Origin of the sequence: Pseudomonas sp. zfem005 (genome assembly GCF_032621735.1) — a bacterium.
In the GTDB taxonomy this organism is placed as follows: Bacteria; Pseudomonadota; Gammaproteobacteria; order Pseudomonadales; family Pseudomonadaceae; genus Metapseudomonas; species Metapseudomonas solani.
On the sequence record NZ_JAVYJE010000004.1, the window covers coordinates 575,811 to 594,641 of the forward strand.

Annotated in this window: 15 protein-coding genes; 10 read left to right on the forward strand and 5 right to left on the reverse strand. The window is 64.9% G+C overall.

What is annotated here, in order from left to right:
• Positions 1 to 335: 335 nt before the first annotated feature.
• From fadB to RTW82_RS31950, 6 genes are all read left to right on the forward strand, one after another.
• Positions 336 to 2,483, forward strand: coding sequence for a fatty acid oxidation complex subunit alpha FadB (gene fadB / locus RTW82_RS31925; protein WP_021219542.1), 2,148 nt, complete (start codon positions 336 to 338; stop codon positions 2,481 to 2,483).
• A gap of 30 nt (positions 2,484 to 2,513) precedes the next feature.
• The gene (gene fadA, locus RTW82_RS31930; RefSeq protein ID WP_184489225.1) at positions 2,514 to 3,689 is read left to right on the forward strand and encodes an acetyl-CoA C-acyltransferase FadA; all 1,176 of its coding nucleotides are present in this window, start codon (positions 2,514 to 2,516) and stop codon (positions 3,687 to 3,689) included.
• A gap of 148 nt (positions 3,690 to 3,837) precedes the next feature.
• The gene (locus RTW82_RS31935) at positions 3,838 to 4,074 is read left to right on the forward strand and encodes a DUF1653 domain-containing protein (RefSeq protein ID WP_263403308.1); all 237 of its coding nucleotides are present in this window, start codon (positions 3,838 to 3,840) and stop codon (positions 4,072 to 4,074) included.
• 114 nt (positions 4,075 to 4,188) lie between these two features.
• Positions 4,189 to 6,798, forward strand: a complete 2,610-nt coding sequence (gene topA / locus RTW82_RS31940; RefSeq protein WP_316925216.1) for a type I DNA topoisomerase — start codon at positions 4,189 to 4,191, stop codon at positions 6,796 to 6,798.
• Between the two features lie 69 nt (positions 6,799 to 6,867).
• On the forward strand, positions 6,868 to 7,386 hold the full coding sequence (locus RTW82_RS31945) for a DUF6586 family protein (protein WP_316925217.1): 519 nt from the start codon (positions 6,868 to 6,870) through the stop codon (positions 7,384 to 7,386).
• A 71-nt stretch (positions 7,387 to 7,457) separates the two neighbouring features.
• On the forward strand, positions 7,458 to 7,691 hold the full coding sequence (locus RTW82_RS31950; RefSeq protein ID WP_021219537.1) for a hypothetical protein: 234 nt from the start codon (positions 7,458 to 7,460) through the stop codon (positions 7,689 to 7,691).
• Positions 7,692 to 7,790: 99 nt separating this feature from the next.
• Here RTW82_RS31950 and sulA read toward each other — a convergent pair whose 3' ends face one another.
• A complete protein-coding gene (gene sulA, locus RTW82_RS31955; protein ID WP_271660494.1) occupies positions 7,791 to 8,252 on the reverse strand; it encodes an SOS-induced cell division inhibitor SulA in 462 nt (153 codons plus the stop codon).
• A gap of 11 nt (positions 8,253 to 8,263) precedes the next feature.
• Complete coding sequence (lexA, locus tag RTW82_RS31960) at positions 8,264 to 8,872, reverse strand: transcriptional repressor LexA (protein WP_031287703.1); 609 nt, start codon at positions 8,870 to 8,872, stop codon at positions 8,264 to 8,266.
• A 240-nt stretch (positions 8,873 to 9,112) separates the two neighbouring features.
• Here lexA and RTW82_RS31965 point away from each other — a divergent pair, with 240 nt between their 5' ends.
• From RTW82_RS31965 to RTW82_RS31980, 4 genes are read left to right on the forward strand one after another with little or no spacing between them, the layout of a single operon-like run.
• The gene (locus RTW82_RS31965; protein WP_043243920.1) at positions 9,113 to 9,820 is read left to right on the forward strand and encodes a TetR/AcrR family transcriptional regulator; all 708 of its coding nucleotides are present in this window, start codon (positions 9,113 to 9,115) and stop codon (positions 9,818 to 9,820) included.
• Between the two features lie 44 nt (positions 9,821 to 9,864).
• Positions 9,865 to 10,389: a L,D-transpeptidase gene (locus RTW82_RS31970; protein WP_316925218.1), complete on the forward strand. Its 525-nt coding sequence runs from the start codon at positions 9,865 to 9,867 to the stop codon at positions 10,387 to 10,389.
• A 9-nt stretch (positions 10,390 to 10,398) separates the two neighbouring features.
• Positions 10,399 to 11,397 (forward strand): beta-N-acetylhexosaminidase, encoded by a 999-nt coding sequence (nagZ, locus tag RTW82_RS31975; protein WP_316925219.1) that lies wholly within the window; start codon positions 10,399 to 10,401, stop codon positions 11,395 to 11,397.
• Between the two features lie 10 nt (positions 11,398 to 11,407).
• The gene (locus RTW82_RS31980; protein WP_316925220.1) at positions 11,408 to 12,145 is read left to right on the forward strand and encodes an S-methyl-5'-thioinosine phosphorylase; all 738 of its coding nucleotides are present in this window, start codon (positions 11,408 to 11,410) and stop codon (positions 12,143 to 12,145) included.
• Positions 12,146 to 12,152: 7 nt separating this feature from the next.
• On the opposite strand, the gene RTW82_RS31985 is transcribed toward RTW82_RS31980, so the two are convergent.
• From RTW82_RS31985 to mfd, 3 genes are all read right to left on the reverse strand, one after another.
• Entirely contained in the window at positions 12,153 to 14,687 is a 2,535-nt protein-coding gene (locus RTW82_RS31985; protein WP_316925247.1) for a DEAD/DEAH box helicase, read from the reverse strand.
• A gap of 119 nt (positions 14,688 to 14,806) precedes the next feature.
• Positions 14,807 to 15,331 (reverse strand): CsiV family protein, encoded by a 525-nt coding sequence (locus tag RTW82_RS31990; RefSeq protein WP_316925221.1) that lies wholly within the window; start codon positions 15,329 to 15,331, stop codon positions 14,807 to 14,809.
• Between the two features lie 20 nt (positions 15,332 to 15,351).
• Entirely contained in the window at positions 15,352 to 18,795 is a 3,444-nt protein-coding gene (gene mfd, locus RTW82_RS31995; protein ID WP_316925222.1) for a transcription-repair coupling factor, read from the reverse strand.
• Positions 18,796 to 18,831 lie beyond the last annotated feature (36 nt).

Sequence of the window (18,831 nt, forward strand, 5' to 3'; positions counted from 1 at the left end):
CCCGCTTGATGGTCTGTCATAACCATCCCGCATGTTGCTTTCCAGAGGGGCCCCGGGCCTGCGCAAAGGCTGGTGGCAGAGCGGATTGAGCGTGGCCGTACGGTCACGAAGCACAATTGACAACAGCGGACTTTTCCGTGAATGTGTGCGCACCCAAATCAAACGGGCGTATGAATTGAGCGTTTGCCTTACAGACAACGTCCAATAACTACCCGATATCGCGTCGGTGGGTGTGCCGGACCGAATCGGACTAAGCTCGACGGCAATGCCTCGAGCCGGTTCGCCGGTTGGCTCCGATGTGTACTGTTCAGCTTCCATACCGTGGAGATCAGTTGATGATTTACGAAGGTAAAGCCATCACGGTTAAGGCTCTTGAGGGCGGCATCGTCGAACTGAAGTTCGACCTCAAGGGTGAGTCCGTCAACAAATTCAACCGTCTAACCCTGAATGAACTGCGTCAGTCGGTTGATGCCATCAAGGCCGATGCGTCGGTCAAGGGCGTTATCGTCAGCAGTGGCAAGGACGTGTTCATCGTCGGTGCGGACATCACCGAATTCGTCGACAACTTCAAGTTGCCCGATGAAGAGCTGGTGGCAGGCAACCTCGAAGCCAACAAGATCTTCAGCGATTTCGAAGACCTGCAGGTTCCGACCGTGGTCGCCATCAATGGCATCGCCCTCGGTGGCGGCCTGGAAATGTGCCTGGCCGGTGATTACCGCGTCATGAGCGAGACCGCCAAGATCGGCCTGCCGGAAGTCAAGCTGGGTATCTACCCGGGCTTCGGTGGCACCGTGCGTCTGCCGCGCGTGATCGGCACCGACAATGCCATCGAGTGGATCGCCTCCGGCAAGGAAAACAAGGCTGCCGACGCCCTGAAAGTGGGTGCCGTCGATGCCGTCGTTGCTCCTGCGAAACTCCAGGAAGCCGCTCTGGACCTGGTCAAGCGCGCCATCTCCGGCGAGCTGGATTTCAAGGCCAAGCGTCAGCCCAAGCTGGAAAAGATCAAGCTCAACGCCATCGAGCAGATGATGGCCTTCGAAACCGCCAAGGGTTTCGTGGCTGGCCAGGCCGGCCCGAACTACCCGGCTCCGGTCGAAGCCATCAAGACCATCCAGAAAGCCGCCAACTTCGGTCGTGACAAGGCGCTGGAAGTCGAGGCCGCCGGCTTCGTCAAGCTTGCCAAGACCCCGGTCGCGGCCAGCCTGATCGGCCTGTTCCTGAATGACCAGGAACTGAAGAAGAAAGCCAAGCAGTACGACGAAGTCGCGCGCGACGTGAAACTGGCTGCCGTACTCGGCGCTGGCATCATGGGCGGCGGTATCGCCTACCAGTCGGCTTCCAAAGGCACTCCGATCCTGATGAAGGATATCCGTGAAGAGGGTATCCAGATGGGCCTGAACGAGGCCTCCAAGCTGCTCGGCAAGCGCGTCGAGAAAGGCCGCATGACCCCGGCCAAGATGGCTGAGGCCCTGACCGCCATTCGCCCGACCATGTCCTACGGTGATTTCGGCGCTGTCGACATCGTCGTCGAAGCAGTGGTCGAGAACCCCAAGGTCAAGCAGATCGTGCTGGCCGAAGTGGAAGGCGTGGTTCGTGAGGACGCCATCCTGGCTTCCAACACCTCCACCATCTCCATCAGCCTGCTGGCCAAGGCGCTGAAGCGCCCCGAGAACTTCGTCGGCATGCACTTCTTCAACCCGGTGCACATGATGCCCCTGGTCGAAGTCATCCGTGGCGAGAAGTCCAGCGAAGTGGCCGTGGCCACCACCGTTGCCTACGCCAAGAAAATGGGCAAGAACCCGATCGTGGTCAACGACTGCCCCGGCTTCCTGGTCAACCGCGTGCTGTTCCCGTACTTCGGTGGCTTCTCCAAGCTGCTGGGCTTCGGCGTCGACTTCGTGCGCATCGACAAGATCATGGAGAAATTCGGCTGGCCCATGGGCCCGGCCTACCTCTCCGACGTGGTTGGCATCGACACCGGCCACCACGGCCGTGACGTCATGGCCGAAGGCTTCCCGGACCGCATGGCCGTGGAAGGCAAGACCGCCGTCGACGTGATGTACGAAGCCAATCGCCTGGGCCAGAAGAACGGCAAGGGCTTCTACGCCTACGAGACCGACAAGCGCGGCAAGCCGAAGAAAGTTTCCGATCCGGAAGCCTACGAGCTGCTGAAGTCCATCGTCGTTGAGCAGCGCGAGCTGACCGACGAAGACATCATCAACTTCATGATGATCCCGCTGTGCCTGGAAACCGTTCGTTGCCTGGAAGACGGCATCGTCGAGACCGCAGCTGAGGCCGACATGGGCCTGATCTACGGCATCGGCTTCCCGCCCTTCCGTGGTGGTGCACTGCGTTACATCGACTCCGTCGGTGTAGCCGAATTCGTTGCCCTGGCCGACAAGTACGCCGAACTGGGCGCGCTGTACCACCCGACCGCGAAGCTTCGTGAAATGGCCGCCAAGGGCCAGAAGTTTTTCGGTTAATCGCGGAACGAACAGAGCGAGAGTAGAAATATGAGCCTGAATCCTAGAGATGCAGTCATTGTCGACTTCGGCCGTACCCCGATGGGTCGTTCCAAAGGCGGCATGCACCGCAACACCCGTGCCGAGACCATGTCGGCGCACCTGATCAGCGGCGTCCTGGCCCGTAACACCAAGCTGGACCCGGCCGAAGTGGAAGACGTGATCTGGGGCTGCGTAAACCAGACCCTGGAACAAGGCTGGAACATCGCGCGCATGGCGTCGCTGATGACCCAGATCCCGCACACCAGCGCCGGCCAGACCGTCAGCCGTCTGTGCGGCTCCTCCATGAGCGCCCTGCACACTGCCGTGCAGGCCATCCAGACCGGCAACGGCGACGTGTTCGTGGTCGGTGGCGTGGAGCACATGGGTCACGTAGGCATGATGCACGGCGTCGATCCGAACCCGCACCTGTCCCTGTACGCCGCCAAGGCCTCGGGCATGATGGGCCTGACCGCCGAGATGCTGGGCAAGATGCACGGCATCAGCCGCGAGCAGCAGGACGCCTTCGGTGAGCGTTCTCACCGCCTGGCGCACAAAGCCACCGTCGAAGGCAAGTTCAAGGATGAAATCATCCCGATGCAAGGCTACGACGAGAACGGCTTCCTGAAGGTGTTCGACTTCGACGAAACCATCCGTCCGGAAACCACCCTCGAGAGCCTGGCCGCCCTGCGTCCTGCGTTCAACCCGAAAGGCGGCACCGTGACTGCGGGTACTTCTTCGCAGATCACCGACGGCGCGTCCTGCATGATCGTGATGAGTGCCCAGCGCGCCCAGGACCTCGGCATCCAGCCGATGGCCGTGGTACGTGCCATGGCGGTTGCCGGTGTCGATCCGGCGATCATGGGCTACGGCCCGGTGCCGTCCACTCAGAAGGCCCTGAAGCGTGCCGGCCTGACCATGGACGACATCGATTTCGTTGAACTCAACGAAGCCTTTGCCGCTCAGGCCCTGCCGGTGCTGAAAGATCTGAAACTCCTCGACAAGATGGAGCAGAAGGTCAACCTGCACGGCGGCGCCATCGCGCTGGGTCACCCGTTCGGCTGCTCCGGTGCACGTATCTCCGGCACCCTGCTGAACGTGATGAAGCAGAACGGCGGTACCCTGGGCGTGTCCACCATGTGCGTGGGCCTCGGCCAGGGCATCACCACCGTCTTCGAACGCATCTAAGCGTACGAAGAGGGGAAAGACCGGGGCCTGGCGCCCCGGTTTTTGCTTTTATAAGGCTTATTTCGTCAGCAGGGGCTGGCCAGCGGGCGCCCGAGTGGGCACCATGCGCACCCTTCGCGAGCCGGCTATAGATGGATAGGAGGGGAACATGAGCCTGCAACCTGGACTCTACCGTCACTACAAAGGCCAGGAGTACCGCGTGATCGGCACGGCACGGCACTCCGAGACCGAGGAGGAGCTGGTCGTCTACCAGGCCCTCTATGGCGAATACGGCCTGTGGGTACGCCCATTGGCGATGTTCACCGAGACGGTCGAGGTGAATGGCGAGCAGATCGCCCGCTTCGCACTGGTGACCGCCGAGTCAGATCTCTTTCCGCGCCGCTGAGGTATCGCGGGGCGGCGGGTAAGCTTGACCTTGTCTTGTTCGCCACTATATATAGCGGTGCCGCGTCAGGTGGCTCCCGCCTTTCATTTATCGAATTCAGGAAATTTCCGATCCATGGGCAAATCGCTGGTCATCGTGGAATCCCCGGCCAAGGCCAAGACCATCAACAAGTACCTGGGCAACCAGTACGTGGTGAAGTCGAGCATCGGCCATATCCGTGACCTGCCTACCAGCGGTTCGGCCAGTGCCAGCAAGGAACCGGTGAAGCGCGGCAAGGCGGCCGCGTCCGAGGCTCCCGCACTGTCGCCCAAGGAAAAAGCCAAGCGCCAGCTGTTCACCCGCATGGGCGTCGACCCCGAGCATGGCTGGAAGGCCAAGTACGAGATCCTTCCCGGCAAGGAAAAGGTGATCGAGGAACTGCGCCGTCTGGCCAAGGATGCCGACACCATCTATCTCGCAACCGACTTGGACCGCGAAGGGGAGGCCATTGCCTGGCACCTGCGGGAATCCATCGGTGGTGACGACAGCCGCTACAAGCGCGTGGTGTTCAACGAAATCACCAAGAAGGCCATCCAGGAAGCCTTCTCCCGCCCGGGCGAACTGGACATCAACCGTGTCAACGCCCAGCAGGCCCGTCGCTTCCTCGATCGCGTCGTGGGCTACATGGTTTCGCCGCTGCTGTGGCAGAAGATCGCCCGCGGCCTGTCCGCTGGCCGCGTACAGTCGGTGGCGGTGAAGCTGGTCGTGGAGCGTGAGCGCGAGATCCGAGCCTTCGTTCCGGAAGAGTACTGGGAAGTCCACGCCGACCTGGGTACTGCCAAGGGCGCCAACGTGCGTTTCGAAGTGGCCAAGGAGAAGGGGGCTGCCTTCAAGCCGCTGAACGAAGCCCAGGCCATGGCCGCGCTGGAGAAGCTCAAGTCCTCCAGCTACAGCGTCATGAAGCGCGAGGACAAGCCGACCTCGAGCCGTCCGTCCGCCCCCTTCATTACCTCCACCCTGCAGCAGGCTGCGAGCAACCGCCTGGGCTTCGGGGTGAAGAAGACCATGATGATGGCCCAGCGTCTCTACGAGGCGGGCTACATCACCTATATGCGTACCGACTCGACCAACCTCTCCGCCGACGCCGTCACCATGGTGCGCGGCTTTATCGAGGGTGAGTTCGGCGAGAAGTACCTGCCGGCCAAGCCGAACTTCTATTCGAGCAAGGAGGGCGCCCAGGAGGCGCACGAGGCGATCCGTCCTTCCGACGTCAACCTCAAGCCGACCCAGCTGTCGGGCATGGAGCGTGACGCCGAGCGCCTGTACGACCTGATCTGGCGCCAGTTCGTGGCCTGCCAGATGCCGCCGGCCGAATACCTGTCCACCACCGTTGCCGTGGCTGCCGGTGATTTCGAGCTGCGTGCCAAGGGCCGCATCCTCAAGTTCGACGGTTACACCCGCGTGCTGCCGCAACAGAGCAAGCCGGGCGAAGACGACGTGCTGCCGGACATGAAGGAAGGCGAGGGCCTGAAGCTGATCAAGCTCGACCCCAGCCAGCACTTCACCAAGCCGCCGGCACGCTTCTCCGAGGCCAGCCTGGTCAAGGAGCTGGAAAAGCGTGGCATCGGTCGCCCGTCCACCTATGCGGCGATCATCTCCACCATTCAGGACCGCGGCTACGTCACGGTGCACAACCGCCGCTTCTATTCCGAGAAGATGGGCGACATCGTCACCGAGCGCCTGAATGAAAGCTTCTCCGACCTGATGGACTACGGCTTCACCGCCGGTATGGAAGAGAACCTGGACGATGTCGCCCAGGGCGAGCGCGACTGGAAGAACCTGCTGGACGAGTTCTACGGCGACTTCAAGAAAAAGCTGGAAGTGGCCGAGGTCGCGGACAGTGGCATGCGCGCCAACCAGCCGACGCCGACCGATATCGCCTGCCGCGAATGCGGCCGGCCGATGATGATCCGCACTGCATCCACGGGTGTATTCCTCGGCTGCTCGGGCTACACCCTGCCGCCGAAAGAGCGCTGCAAGGCCACCATCAACCTGGTTCCGGGCGACGAAATCGCCGCGGACGACGAGGGTGAGTCGGAGTCCCGCGTACTGCTTGGCAAGCACCGTTGCCCCATCTGCAGCACCGCGATGGATGCCTACCTGCTGGACGAGACCCGCAAGCTGCACATCTGCGGCAACAACCCGGATTGCGTTGGCTACGAGATCGAACAGGGCCAGTACCGCATCAAGGGCTATGAAGGCCCGAGCCTGGAATGCGACAAGTGTGGCAGCGAGATGCAGCTGAAGACCGGTCGTTTCGGCAAGTTCTTCGGTTGCACCAATCCCACGTGCAAGAACACCCGCAAGCTGCTGAAGAGCGGCGAGGCTGCACCGCCGAAGATCGACCCGATCAAGATGCCGGAGCTCAAGTGCGAGAAGGTGGACGACACCTACGTGCTGCGCGATGGCGCTTCGGGCCTGTTCCTAGCCGCCAGCCAGTTCCCCAAGAATCGCGAAACCCGTGCGCCCCTGGTGCTCGAGCTGATTCCGCACAAGGAAGAACTCGATCCCAAGTACCACTTCCTGCTCAGCGCGCCTGCCAAGGACCCGGATGGCCGTCCGGCAGTGATCCGCTTCAGTCGCAAGACCAAGGAGCAATACGTGCAGTCGGAAGTGGACGGCAAGCCTACCGGTTGGCGCGCCTTCTTCGACGGCGGCAAGTGGAAGGTCGAAGACAAGCGCTGATGGACTGTTGCGCGCCGGGGTAGCCTGGCGCGCATACTAGCCAACCGATTTTGCGACGGAGTGGCCGCCATGGCGCATGAACTCTATACCCGTACCAACCAGAAGCTCTATTTCGCTGGCCTGGCGCTCGAATCCTGGCGCAAGGCGGAAGAGGGCAGGGCGATGAACGCCCAGGCGCTGGTCCAGGCCGAGCGCGAAGCGGCGCTCTTCCACCTGTATGGTGCCTTGCTCGGGCTTTGCCACGAGATCGCGGGCTACTACCGCCTGTCCGAGGCCAATGCACTGCGCCCCGAGATGCTGCTCACTGCTGAGGTGCTGACTGCTGCGCCGAGCCCTGAACTATCGGAGCTGGTGGAACTGGCCCAGCAACAGGAAACCTGGCTTGCCGAGCTGCTGGTCGCCTATGGCGCGCTGTTCCTGCCGCCTCAGGCGCCGAAGAAGGCCAAGGTCGATCCGACGTTGCCTTTGATAGAAGCGGTGAGCGTCGATGACGAGCCGCCGGCCCTGTCCCGGGCAACCCTGGAAGAGTGGCGGCAACACCTGAAAAACCTGGCATTGCGTTTCCGCGAGGCGCTGTCGGAGTGCTGAGTTGATCGATGGGCTAGGGTGGCCCGTCAGCCGGCTGGTACAATGCCCGCCTTTAGTGGAGAGATGACCCCATGCCAACGTCCTTTCTGGAAATAGTCGAGCTGCCCGACGGCCGCATCATCCTGCGCCGCGCGGAAGACGAGGAGGCGTTGGTGACGCTGGACTTCTCTTCCGACGCCAAGGCATTCCTGCAGGGGCATCACCTGGAAGTCGCCAAGGCCATGCTCAATGTGGGCGTGCAGATGGCCGGCCGCCTGGCTGAAGGCGAAGTGGACCACGAAGAAGGCCCGCGCGTCCTGCACTGACGGGGCGCTCTGTCGGCTCCCGCCCGCTGAAACCGATTATTCCTCACCCGTGTTACCAACCCGTTGCGGCTACATGGCCTGTTTACGGGTAACGGTCTCTTATCCCAGTCGGATATTCAGGCTTTGCGCGCCACCCTGGCGTGCGGCGTGTGCGAGCGCCTGCTTTTCGATGCGGTTCAGCGGCAGCCAACTGACGACCGTATGGCTGCGGCCCAGCCTCAGGGCTTCGCAAGCCAGTTCCAGCGCGCTGCGTTCTCCCCTTGGGTCGAGAAGCAGGATGCGCTCCCGGTTCAGTCCGGCATCCCGCAGCCAGGCCTGGGTCAGGCTGGCGGGTGCACCGATCAGCGTCAGCCAGCGGGCATCCTGTTCCTGGCTAAGCTCCCGCAGGATGGGGGCGAGCAAGTGGCGGCAGTGCCCGGCAGCTCCGCTCAGCGAAAGCTCACTGAAGGCTTCGGGCTCCTCTTCCCATTGCGGCTCCAGTGCCAGGGGCGCCGGGTTGGCGACAATGGCGTCGTGGAATAGCGGCAGTTGGGTTCGGCCAAACGATTGCGGGAACTGCATGACGCCTCCTATCAGCGGCGGATGACGCCGACGCTCAAGCCTTCGATGACCAGGTCCTGCTCCTGCAGGTTCACCTCGATCGGTGCGAAATCCGGGTTCTCGGCGATCAGCCAGACCTTGTCGCCTTCGCGCTTGAAGCGCTTCACGGTGACTTCGTCATCCAGGCGCGCGACGACTATCTGGCCGTTGCGAACTTCACGCGTGGTGTGCACGGCCAGCAGGTCGCCGTCATGGATGCCGATGTCCTTCATGCTCATGCCGCGTACGCGCAACAGATAGTCGGCGCGGGGATGGAAGAACTCCGGGTTGATGCGGCAGGATTCCTCGATGTTCTGTTGGGCGAGGATGGGAGCGCCAGCGGCCACGCGGCCGATGATGGGCAGGCCTTCTTCCTCGGTGCTGGGCTCGAAGCCGGGGATGCGGATGCCTCGCGAGGCGCCGGGGGTCATCTCGATGGCGCCCTTGCGGGCCAGCGCCTTGAGGTGTTCTTCAGCGGCGTTGGGCGATTTGAAGCCCAGTTCCTGGGCGATCTCCGCGCGGGTGGGCGGATAGCCGTTGTCTTCTATGCAGCGCTTGATGAAGGCGAGGATCTCGGCTTGGCGGGGCGTGAGTTTCAGCATGTCGGCGCTCTGTCTTTTTATACAGTGACTGGAATTATATACAGTGATCATCGCTTGGCAACAAGTGTTCTCTGCATCCTCTGCCGGGCGGCCATTGGGCTCTAGTGACTTGCCCGCTGTCTTGCGGGAATATGTCGCCTGCGAGCCGTGACCGGAGCGTCAGAAGATGGTGTATGCGGCTTGACAAGCCAGCGGCCTGAAACGTATGTTTCAAACAAGTGTTTGTCAGGCGGAGGAGCCATGGCCCAGTCGGAAACCGTCGAACGCATTCTTGATGCAGCGGAACAGCTGTTCGCGGAGAAAGGCTTCGCCGAGACTTCGTTGCGTTTGATCACCAGCAAGGCAGGTGTGAACCTGGCTGCTGTGAACTATCACTTCGGCTCGAAGAAGGCGCTTATCCAGGCGGTGTTCTCGCGCTTCCTGGGGCCTTTCTGCCAGAGCCTGGAGCGCGAGCTCGATCGCCGGCAGGCGAAGACCGAGGCGCGCGCGACCCTCGAAGAACTCCTGGAAATGCTGGTCGAGCAGGCGCTGGCGGTGAAGCCGCGCAGCGGTAACGACCTGTCCATCTTCATGCGTTTGCTGGGCCTGGCCTTCAGCCAGAGCCAGGGGCACCTGCGCAAGTACCTCGAAGAGGTGTACGGCAAGGTCTTCCGCCGCTACATGCTGCTGGTCAATGAGTCGGCCCCCAAGGTGCCGCCGCTGGAGCTGTTCTGGCGCGTGCACTTCATGCTCGGCGCTGCGGCGTTCAGCATGTCCGGTATCAAGGCGCTGCGGGCGATGGCCGAAACCGATTTCGGCGTGAATACGTCCATCGAACAGGTGATGCGCCTGATGGTGCCGTTCCTCGCGGCCGGCATGCGCGCCGATACGGGCTTGTCCGACGAGACCCTTTCCAAAGCGGTGCTCAAGCCGCGCAGCAAGTCCCCGAGCGCGCCCGCCAAGGCTTGATCGCCGGTGGGCGAGGCCATGGGGATCGGCTAAGCTAGCGCCCCATGTCCAACCTCGATCTACTCCATGTCTCCATCGCTGACCAGCGCCTCTACGGCTTTGCCGGAGAGCGTCTGGTGCTGCGCCTTCCCGTCTCCACCGCGCTCAATGGCGCCGGTGAACTCAGTGGCTCCAATTGCACCCCGCGCGGCCTTCACCAGGTGCGCGCGAAGATCGGTGAGGGGTTGCCGCAGGGGGCTGTACTGCGTGGCAGGCGTTGGACCGGCGAGACCTGGTCGCCGGATCTGCATGCCCAGTTTCCCGGACGCGACTGGATACTCAGCCGCATCCTCTGGCTGAGCGGCCGCGAGCCCGGGCGCAACCGCCTCGGCAAGGTCGACAGCATGCGTCGCTATATCTACTTGCACGGCACGCCGGACAGCGAACCCATGGGCGTGCCGCTGTCCCATGGCTGTGTGCGCCTGCGCAATGCCGACCTGCTTGAACTCTTCCCCCGCGTGCCCGTCCACTGTGCTGTTCTGATAGACGAAGCACCTCGTCCCGAGTGGTCCGTGGCCGAACTCTCCTAAGGAAATCCCATGCAAGGCTCCCTGATGCTGGACATCGGCGGCACTTGGCTGACCGCTGAAGATCGGCAGATCCTGCGGCAACCGGAAGTGGCCGGCCTGATCATTTTCGCCCGCAATATCGAGGACCCGCGCCAGGTGCGCGAGCTGTGCGCGTCCATCCGCGCGGTGCGCCCTGACCTGATCCTCGCCGTCGACCAGGAGGGCGGTCGCGTACAGCGCCTGCGCAACGGCTTCGTGCGCCTGCCGGCCATGCGTGCCCTGGCGGACAACGATAACGCTGAAGCCCTGGCCGAGCATTGCGGTTGGCTGATGGCCACCGAGGTGCTCGCCGTTGGCCTGGACATCAGCTTCGCGCCCGTGCTCGACCTCGACCACCAGCGCAGCGCGGTGGTCGGCAGCCGTGCCTTTGAAGGCGACCCACAGCGCGCCGCCGTGCTGGCGGGTGCCTTCATCCGTGGATTGCGTGCCGCCGGCATGGCCGCCACCGGCAAGCACTTCCCCGGCCATGGCTGGGCCGAAGCGGACTCCCACGTGGCCATTCCCACCGATGAACGTAGCCTGGAGCAGATCCGCGCCACGGACCTCGTGCCCTTCGCGCGCCTGGCCCCGGAGCTGGACGGCATGATGCCCGCCCATGTCATCTATCCCCAGGTCGACCCGCAGCCCGCCGGCTTCTCGAAGCGCTGGCTGCAGGACATCCTGCGGGGCGAATTGAAATACTCCGGGGTGATCTTCAGTGATGACCTGTCCATGGCCGGTGCCCACGTGGTGGGTGATGCCGCCGAGCGCATCGAGGCCGCGCTGAGCGCTGGCTGCGACATGGGGCTGGTGTGCAACGACCGCGCCTCGGCTGAGCTGGCCCTGTCGCGCCTGCAGCAGTTGCGTGTGACCCCGCCCGCGCAGCTCGAACGCATGCGTCGCCGTGCCTTCCCCGGCACCGAATACCGTCAAGACCCGCGCTGGCAAACGGCGATCGCCGCCCTGCGCGGAGCCCAGCTGATCGACTGAAGGAAGCGACATGACCGTTTACGCGATTATCGGTGGTACCGGCCTCACCCAGCTCGAAGGCCTGACCATGAAGGCGCTGCTCAACCCCGAGACGCCCTATGGCGCCCCCTCGGCGGGCATCGTTCAAGGGGAGTACGCTGGGCGCGAGCTGCTGTTCCTCGCCCGCCACGGCCACCCGCACCGTATCCCCCCGCACCAGGTCAACTACCGCGCCAACCTCTGGGCCCTCAAGCAGTCCGGCGCCCAGGCGGTGATCGCCGTCAACGCCGTCGGTGGCATCAACGCCGCCATGGGCACCGGGCACCTGGTCGTGCCGCACCAGGTGATCGACTACACCCACGGCCGCACCGATACCTTCTTCGAGGGCGAGCTGGACCACGTCACCCACATCGACTTCAGTCACCCCTATGACGAGGCGTTGCGGCAGAAGCTGCTGGCGGCGCTCGCCAAGACTGGCCATGCCTACAGCGACCATGGCGTTTATGGCTGCACCCAGGGCCCGCGCCTGGAGACCGTGGCCGAGATCGCTCGCATGGAGCGCGATGGCTGCGACCTGGTGGGGATGACCGGCATGCCCGAGGCGGTGCTCGCCCGTGAGCTGGACCTGCCCTACGCGTGCATTTCCCTGGTGGTCAATCCGGCTGCCGGCAAGTCCAGCGGCATCATCACCATGGCCGAGATCGAGGCCGCCCTGGCCGAAGGTATCGGCAAGGTGCGCGAAGCGCTGGCCCTGCTGTTCAAGGGCTGATCGGGCTTCAGGCTTTCGGCAGGGGGGCGAAGAGGGCGTCGAGGTCTTCTTCGCGCAGCTGCCAGTCAGCCCCTTCGCTCTGGCCGAGAATGCCCTCGGCCAGCAGCGCCTTGCGTTGCTGCAACTGCTGGATCTTCTCTTCCACCGTGCCGCGGGCAATCAGCTTGTAGACGAACACCGGCTTGTCCTGGCCGATGCGGTAGGCGCGGTCGGTGGCCTGGCGTTCGGCGGCCGGGTTCCACCAGGGGTCGTAGTGGATCACGGTGTCGGCAGCGGTGAGGTTGAGGCCGGTGCCGCCCGCCTTGAGGCTGATCAGGAACAGCGGCACTTCGCCGTCCTGGAAGCGCTTCACCGGTGTACGGCGGTCGCGGGTGGCGCCGGTGAGGATCAGGTAATCGATACCGCGCTGCTGCAGTTCCGCCTCGATCAGTTCCAGCATGCTGGTGAACTGGGAGAACAGCAGCACCTTGCGGCCTTCGGCGAACAGCTCCACCAGCATTTCCATCAGGCTGTCCAGCTTGCCCGAGGTGCTGCCGCGCAAGGGGCGGGTGCGCTCGTGCTCCACCAGGCGCAGGTCGCAGCAGGTCTGGCGCAGTTTCAGCAGCGCCTCGAGTATCACCATCTGGCTGCGCGCCATGCCCTTGTCCTGGATTTCCGCACGGACCTTCTGGTCCATCGCCAGGCGTACCGTTTCGTACAGGTCGCGCTGGCCTTCGCTGAGTTCTACCCGCTGGACGATCTCGGTCTTGGCCGGCAGCTCGGTGGCCACCGATTCCTTGGTGCGGCGCAACAGGAACGGGCGGATGCGGCCGTTGAGGTGGGCGAGGCGTTCGGTGTCGCCGCGCTTCTCGATGGGCGTGCGGTAGTCGCGGGCGAACTGCTTGGCATCGCCTAGCCAGCCGGGCATGAGGAAGTGGAACAGCGACCAGAGTTCGCCCAGGTGGTTTTCCAGCGGTGTGCCGGAGAGGCATAGGCGTTGCCGGGCTTCCAGCTGGCGCACCGCCTGGGCGGCCTTGCTGGTGGGCGTCTTGATGTTCTGCGCCTCGTCCAGCACCAGCAGGTGCAGCGGCTGTAGCTTCCAGGCGGCGAGGTCGCGGGGCAGCAGGGCGTAGGTGGTCAGCAGCAGGTCGAAGTCGCCCAGGCGTTCGAAATCCTTCTTGCGGTTCGGCCCGTGCAGGGCCAGCACGCGCAGGTCCGGGGCGAAGCGCATGGCTTCGTCCTGCCAGTTGGGAATCAGGCTGGTGGGCATCACCACCAGAGCGGGGCGGTCGAGGCGCCCGGCGTTCTTCTCGGTCAGCAGGTGGGCCAGGGTTTGCAGGGTCTTGCCCAGGCCCATGTCGTCGCCCAGCACGCCGCCGGCACCCAGCTCGCGCAGGCTCTGCAGCCAAGCGAGGCCCTGCAGCTGGTAGCTGCGCAGCTCGGCCTGCAGGCCGGCAGGGGGCTCGTGGCGGGTTTGTCGGCTATCGCGCAGGCGCTCGGCGAAGCTGCGTAGGCGCTCGCCGCCCTGCCAGTCCAGCTCCAGCTCGTCGAGCTGATTCAGCCGCGCGGCATCGGGCAGGCTCAGGCGCAGGCTGCGGCCTTCCGGGCGGTCGCGCAGATAGAGCTCGCCCAGGGTCGCCAGCAGCGGCTTGAGGCGGCCGAAGGGCAGGACCACCTGCAAGGGGCGCCCGGTGTCGGCCCCCAGGGTGTCCAGTTGCAGGCGCAGGTGCTCGTCGTCGCGGCGTTTCTGCAGGCTTTTCGGGCTGAGCAGCTTGGGGTTCTGCTGGATCAGCCGCAGCAGGATGGGCAGCAGGCTGATGCGTTGCCCTTCGACGACGATGCCCAGCTCCAGGTCGAACCAGTGCTGCCCGGGCTCTTCTTCGAGCTCGGCGTACCAGCCGTCCACGCTGGACAGGTCGAAATGGAAGCCGGGGCGGATGTCCACTTCCCAGCCCTCGGCACGCAGTTCCGGCAGGCCCTTGTTCATGAAGCGCTGCCAGGCACTGTCGCCAGGCAGTTCGAAGAGTTCGTAGAGGTCGCTCGGCAGCGCCAGGCTCTGGCGCAGGGATTCCTTGAAACCGAGCTGGCGCAGGCGCTCGCGCAGGGCTTCTTCGGTGGCCGGTTGGCGCTGCACTTCCAGCAGCTCGCCCTGGCGCTTGCTGACGGCGGGCTGGCGGCTGTTCTTGCCGCGGGTGGTGATGCCGGCGTAGTCGAAGGCCAGCCCGGCACGGTGCTGCTGGCTGCCGACCATGCGCCCGCTGCGCAGGTCGTAGAGGCTCTGCGCCAGGCTGCCCAGGGTAAGCAACGGGCGCGGCTGGATGTCCTTGAGCACGCGCCTGACCACCGGCGGCTCTGAGGCCGGCACCAGTCGTTCGGGGCGCGCGCTCGGTGGCCCTTCCGCCAGGACCTGGAAGATGGCGGCCACGCAGTGTTTGCAGTTGATGCCGACCGGGCAGCTGCAGCGGCCGATCACCCCGAGCCCGTGGGGCGCCAGGCGGATGTTCTGCTGGTAGCGGTTGTCGCTCGAGCCGGCGCAGCTGGATTGCAGCAGGGTGTCGTCCATCGCCGTCAGGCGCGCCAGGCGCTGGCGGGCATAGCTCGCGCCGCGCTGCAGCGCGCCCGGGTCGAAGTCCTGCTGCCAGTCGTGCTGGCGCAGGTGTTCGAGCAGTGTCGGCACGTGGCTCAGAGCGGGCTGATACGGATCAGGACGCCCAGGCTGGAGTGATCGAGGTAGGTCAGCTCGCCATTCTTCAGGCGGGTGCCCTGCTTGATGCGCTCGCTGCCGCTGAGCAGGCCGCTGCCATCGAACTGGTTGACCCAGAAATCGACGGCGACATCGGTGTAGCGCACCTGGGACAGGGTCACGGTGCCTTCGACCGGGAAGTGGCCCAGTTGCTGGTCACCGGTGCTGATGGCCACGCGGCTGGGGTTGGCGCCGACGCTCTGCGACCAGGCCCTGTGCAGCAGCACCTGGTAGCCATTGCCGGCGTTGAGCTTGGCGGCTTCGCCATTGAGTGCGGTGGCGCGCTCGCCGACGCTGTCCAGGCCCTGGGCGCCGTTGGCCCAGTCGTCCGGGGCCGGCTGGCTGGCCGGGGTGGCGTCACCCGACTGGCGGAAGAGGATCAGCTCGACCTGGTAGAGCCCGTCGGCGAAGGCGCTGGGGGCCAGCAGGGCAAGCATCAGGGCGAGGAAACGGAACGCACGCATGGATCAGTCCTTTAAGCGGATTACGGAGTCAGGCGCTCGAACAGCGCCTCGAGTGTATTGAAGCGTTCTTCCGGGCGCTCCATCGGTACCTGGAAGCGGAACAGCGTGGCCCCTTCGAACTTGTAGCGCTTGGGCTGGCTCTGGATCAGTTTGATCAGCACCAGCGGGTCGACGCAGGTGTCGGCGGCGAATTCTATCCGACCACCTTGCGGGCCGGCGTCCACTTTCTTGATGCCGAGCTTTTCCGCCTGCAGTTTCAGCAGGGTCAGGCGCACCAGGTTCTTGGTCGGCTCGGGGAGCAGGCCGAAGCGGTCGATCATTTCCACCTGCAGTTCCTTGAGGCCGTCCTCGTCGGCGGCCGAGGCGATGCGCTTGTAGAGGATCAGGCGCGCATGCACGTCGGGCAGGTAGTCCTCGGGGATCAGCGCGGGCAGGCGCAGGTTGATCTCCGGGCCGCCGCCCAGCGGCTGTTCCAGGTTCGGCTGCTCGCCCTTGCGGATGGCCTTGACCGCGCGCTCGAGCATTTCCATATAGAGGGTGAAGCCCACCGCCTGGATCTGCCCGCTCTGGCCGTCGCCGAGCAGCTCGCCGGCGCCGCGGATCTCCAGGTCGTGGGTGGCGAGGACGAAGCCGGCGCCCAGGTCCTGAGCGTTGGCGATGGCCTCCAGACGCTTCTCGGCGTCCGGCGTCATCTGCTTGCGCGGGGGCGTCAGCAGGTAGGCGTAGGCCTGGTGGTGGCTGCGGCCGACGCGGCCGCGCAGCTGGTGCAACTGGGCCAGGCCGAACTTGTCGGCACGCTCGATGATGATGGTGTTGGCGCTGGGCACGTCGATGCCGGTCTCGATGATGGTCGAGGCGATCAGCACGTTGAAGCGCTTGTGGTAGAAGTCGCTCATCACCTGTTCGAGTTCGCGCTCGTGCATCTGCCCGTGGCCGATGCCGATGCGCGCCTCGGGCACCAGCTCCGCCAGGTCGGCGGCGCATTTCTCGATGCTCTTCACTTCGTTGTGCAGGTAGTAGACCTGGCCACCCCGCAGCAGCTCGCGCAGCAGGGCCTCCTTGATCACGGTGTTCTGCTGCTCCATGACGAAGGTGCGCACCGACAGTCGGCGCGCGGGCGGCGTGGCGATGATCGACAGGTCGCGCATGCCGGCCACGGCCATGTTCAGGGTCCGCGGGATCGGCGTGGCGGTCAGGGTGAGGATGTCCACCTCGCTGCGCAGGGCCTTGAGCTGCTCCTTCTGGCGCACGCCGAAGCGGTGCTCCTCGTCGATGATGACCAGGCCCAGATTCTTGAACTTGATGTCGTCCTGCAGCAGCTTGTGGGTGCCGATGACGATATCGACCTTGCCCTCGGCCAGCTCCTGCGCAGCACCTTCCACTTCCTTGGCCGATTTGAAGCGGCTCATTACCTCGACCGTCACCGGCCAGTCGGCGAAGCGGTCGCGGAAGCTGTTGTAGTGCTGCTGGGCGAGCAGGGTGGTGGGCACCAGTACGGCCACCTGCTTGCCGCTGTGCACGGCGACGAAGGCGGCGCGCATGGCGACTTCGGTCTTGCCGAAGCCGACGTCGCCGCACACCAGGCGGTCCATCGGCTTGGGCGCGAGCATGTCGGCCACCACGGCCTCGATGGCGGTCTGCTGGTCCGGCGTTTCCTCGAAGGGGAAACCGGCGGAGAAGGTCGCGTAGTCGGCCATCGGGTCCTTGAAGGCATAGCCTTCGCGGGCGGCACGGCGGGCGTAGATGTCCAGCAGCTCGGCGGCGACGTCGCGCACTTGTTCGGCGGCCTTGCGCTTGGCCTTCTGCCAGGTTTCCGAGCCCAGGCGGTGGAGCGGGGCGAGGGCGTCGTCGCTGCCGGTGTAGCGGGCGATCAGGTGCAGGCTGGCCACCGGCACGTAGAGCTTGGCTTCCTCGGCGTACTGCAGGGCGAGGAATTCCGCGGCCTGGCCTTCTATCTCCAGGGTGATCAACCCCAGGTAGCGGCCGACGCCGTGGTCGATATGCACCACCGGCGCGCCTTCGCGCAGCTCGGCGAGGTTCTTGATGACGTTGTCGCCACCGTCGCCGCGACGGTCGCGGCGGCGGCGCTGCATCACGCGCTGGCCGAACAGCGGGCTTTCGGCGATCAGCGCCAGGCCCGGGTCATCCAGCAGCAGCCCTTCGTCGAGGGGGGCGATGGTGATGGCCAGGCGTTCCTTGCTGGTGACGAATTCCGGCCAGCCGCCGACTTCCTGCGGGCGCAGCTTGAGGCGGGCGAGCAATTCCAGTAGCACTTCGCGGCGGCCGGCGGATTCGGCACTGAACAGCACGCGGCCCGGGAATTCTTCGAGGAAGCGGCGCAGCGCGGCCAGGGGCTCGCTGGCCTTGGCTTCGATGGCCAGTGTCGGCAGTGGGCGGGCGGGGAAGCGTTCGCGGCCGACGCCTGTGCCCTGGTCCTCCTGGCTGACCACGACCCGTGGCGAGCCCTTGAGGCGGGCGAAGCAGTCTTCCACCGGCAGGAACAGCTCGACGGGCGGGACCAGCGGGCGTTCCGGGTCGACGCGGCGCTCTTCGTAGCGGTTGCGCACATCGTTCCAGAACTGCTCGGCAGCCTGCTCGATGCCGGGCAGGGAAAACACCTGGGTGTCGGCCGGCAGGTAGTCGAAGAGGGTGGCGCTTTCCTCGAAGAACAGCGGCAGGTAGTACTCGATGCCGGCCGGGGTGATACCGCTGGCCAGGTCCTGGTAGATGGGGCAGCGACGGAAGTCGACGTCGAAGCGCTCGCGGAAGCGGCCGCGGAAGTCGGTCACGGCCTTCTTGTCCAGGGGGAACTCGCGGGCCGGCAGCAGGCGGATCGACTCCACCTTGTCCACCGAGCGCTGGGTTTCCGGGTCGAAGGTGCGCAGGGTCTCGATCTCGTCATCGAACAGGTCGATGCGGAAGGGCGCGTCGCTGCCCATCGGGAACAGGTCGATCAAGGCGCCACGCACGGCGAATTCGCCGTGTTCGTAGACGGTGTCCACGCAGCGATAGCCGGCGGCCTCCAGGCGGCTGCGCATCTGTTCGACATCGAGCTTCTGGCCAACGTCCAGCACCAGGCTCGAACCCAGCAGGAAGCGCGTCGGGGCCAGGCGGTGCAGGGCGGTGGTGATGGGCACCACCAGCACGCCGTGGGTCAGCTCTGGCAGGCGATAGAGGCTGGCGATGCGCTGGGAGATGATGTCCTGGTGCGGCGAGAACAGGTCGTAGGGCAGCGTTTCCCAGTCGGGGAAGTGCAGCACGGGCAGGGACGGCGCGAAGAAGCTCAGCTCCTGCTCCAGGCGTTCGGCGCTCTGGCTGTCGGCGGTCAGCAGCAGGGTGAAGCGTTTGGCCGCGCTGGCAGCTTCGGCTATCGCCAGGCTGAGGGCGGCGCCGGGGAGATTGCTCCACTGCTGCTTGCCAGCAGCGGTGGGCAGGGACGGGAGACGCAGGACGGACTCGGGCAAAGGAGGCTCCGGTCGGAAAATGGACCCGGGCGATTG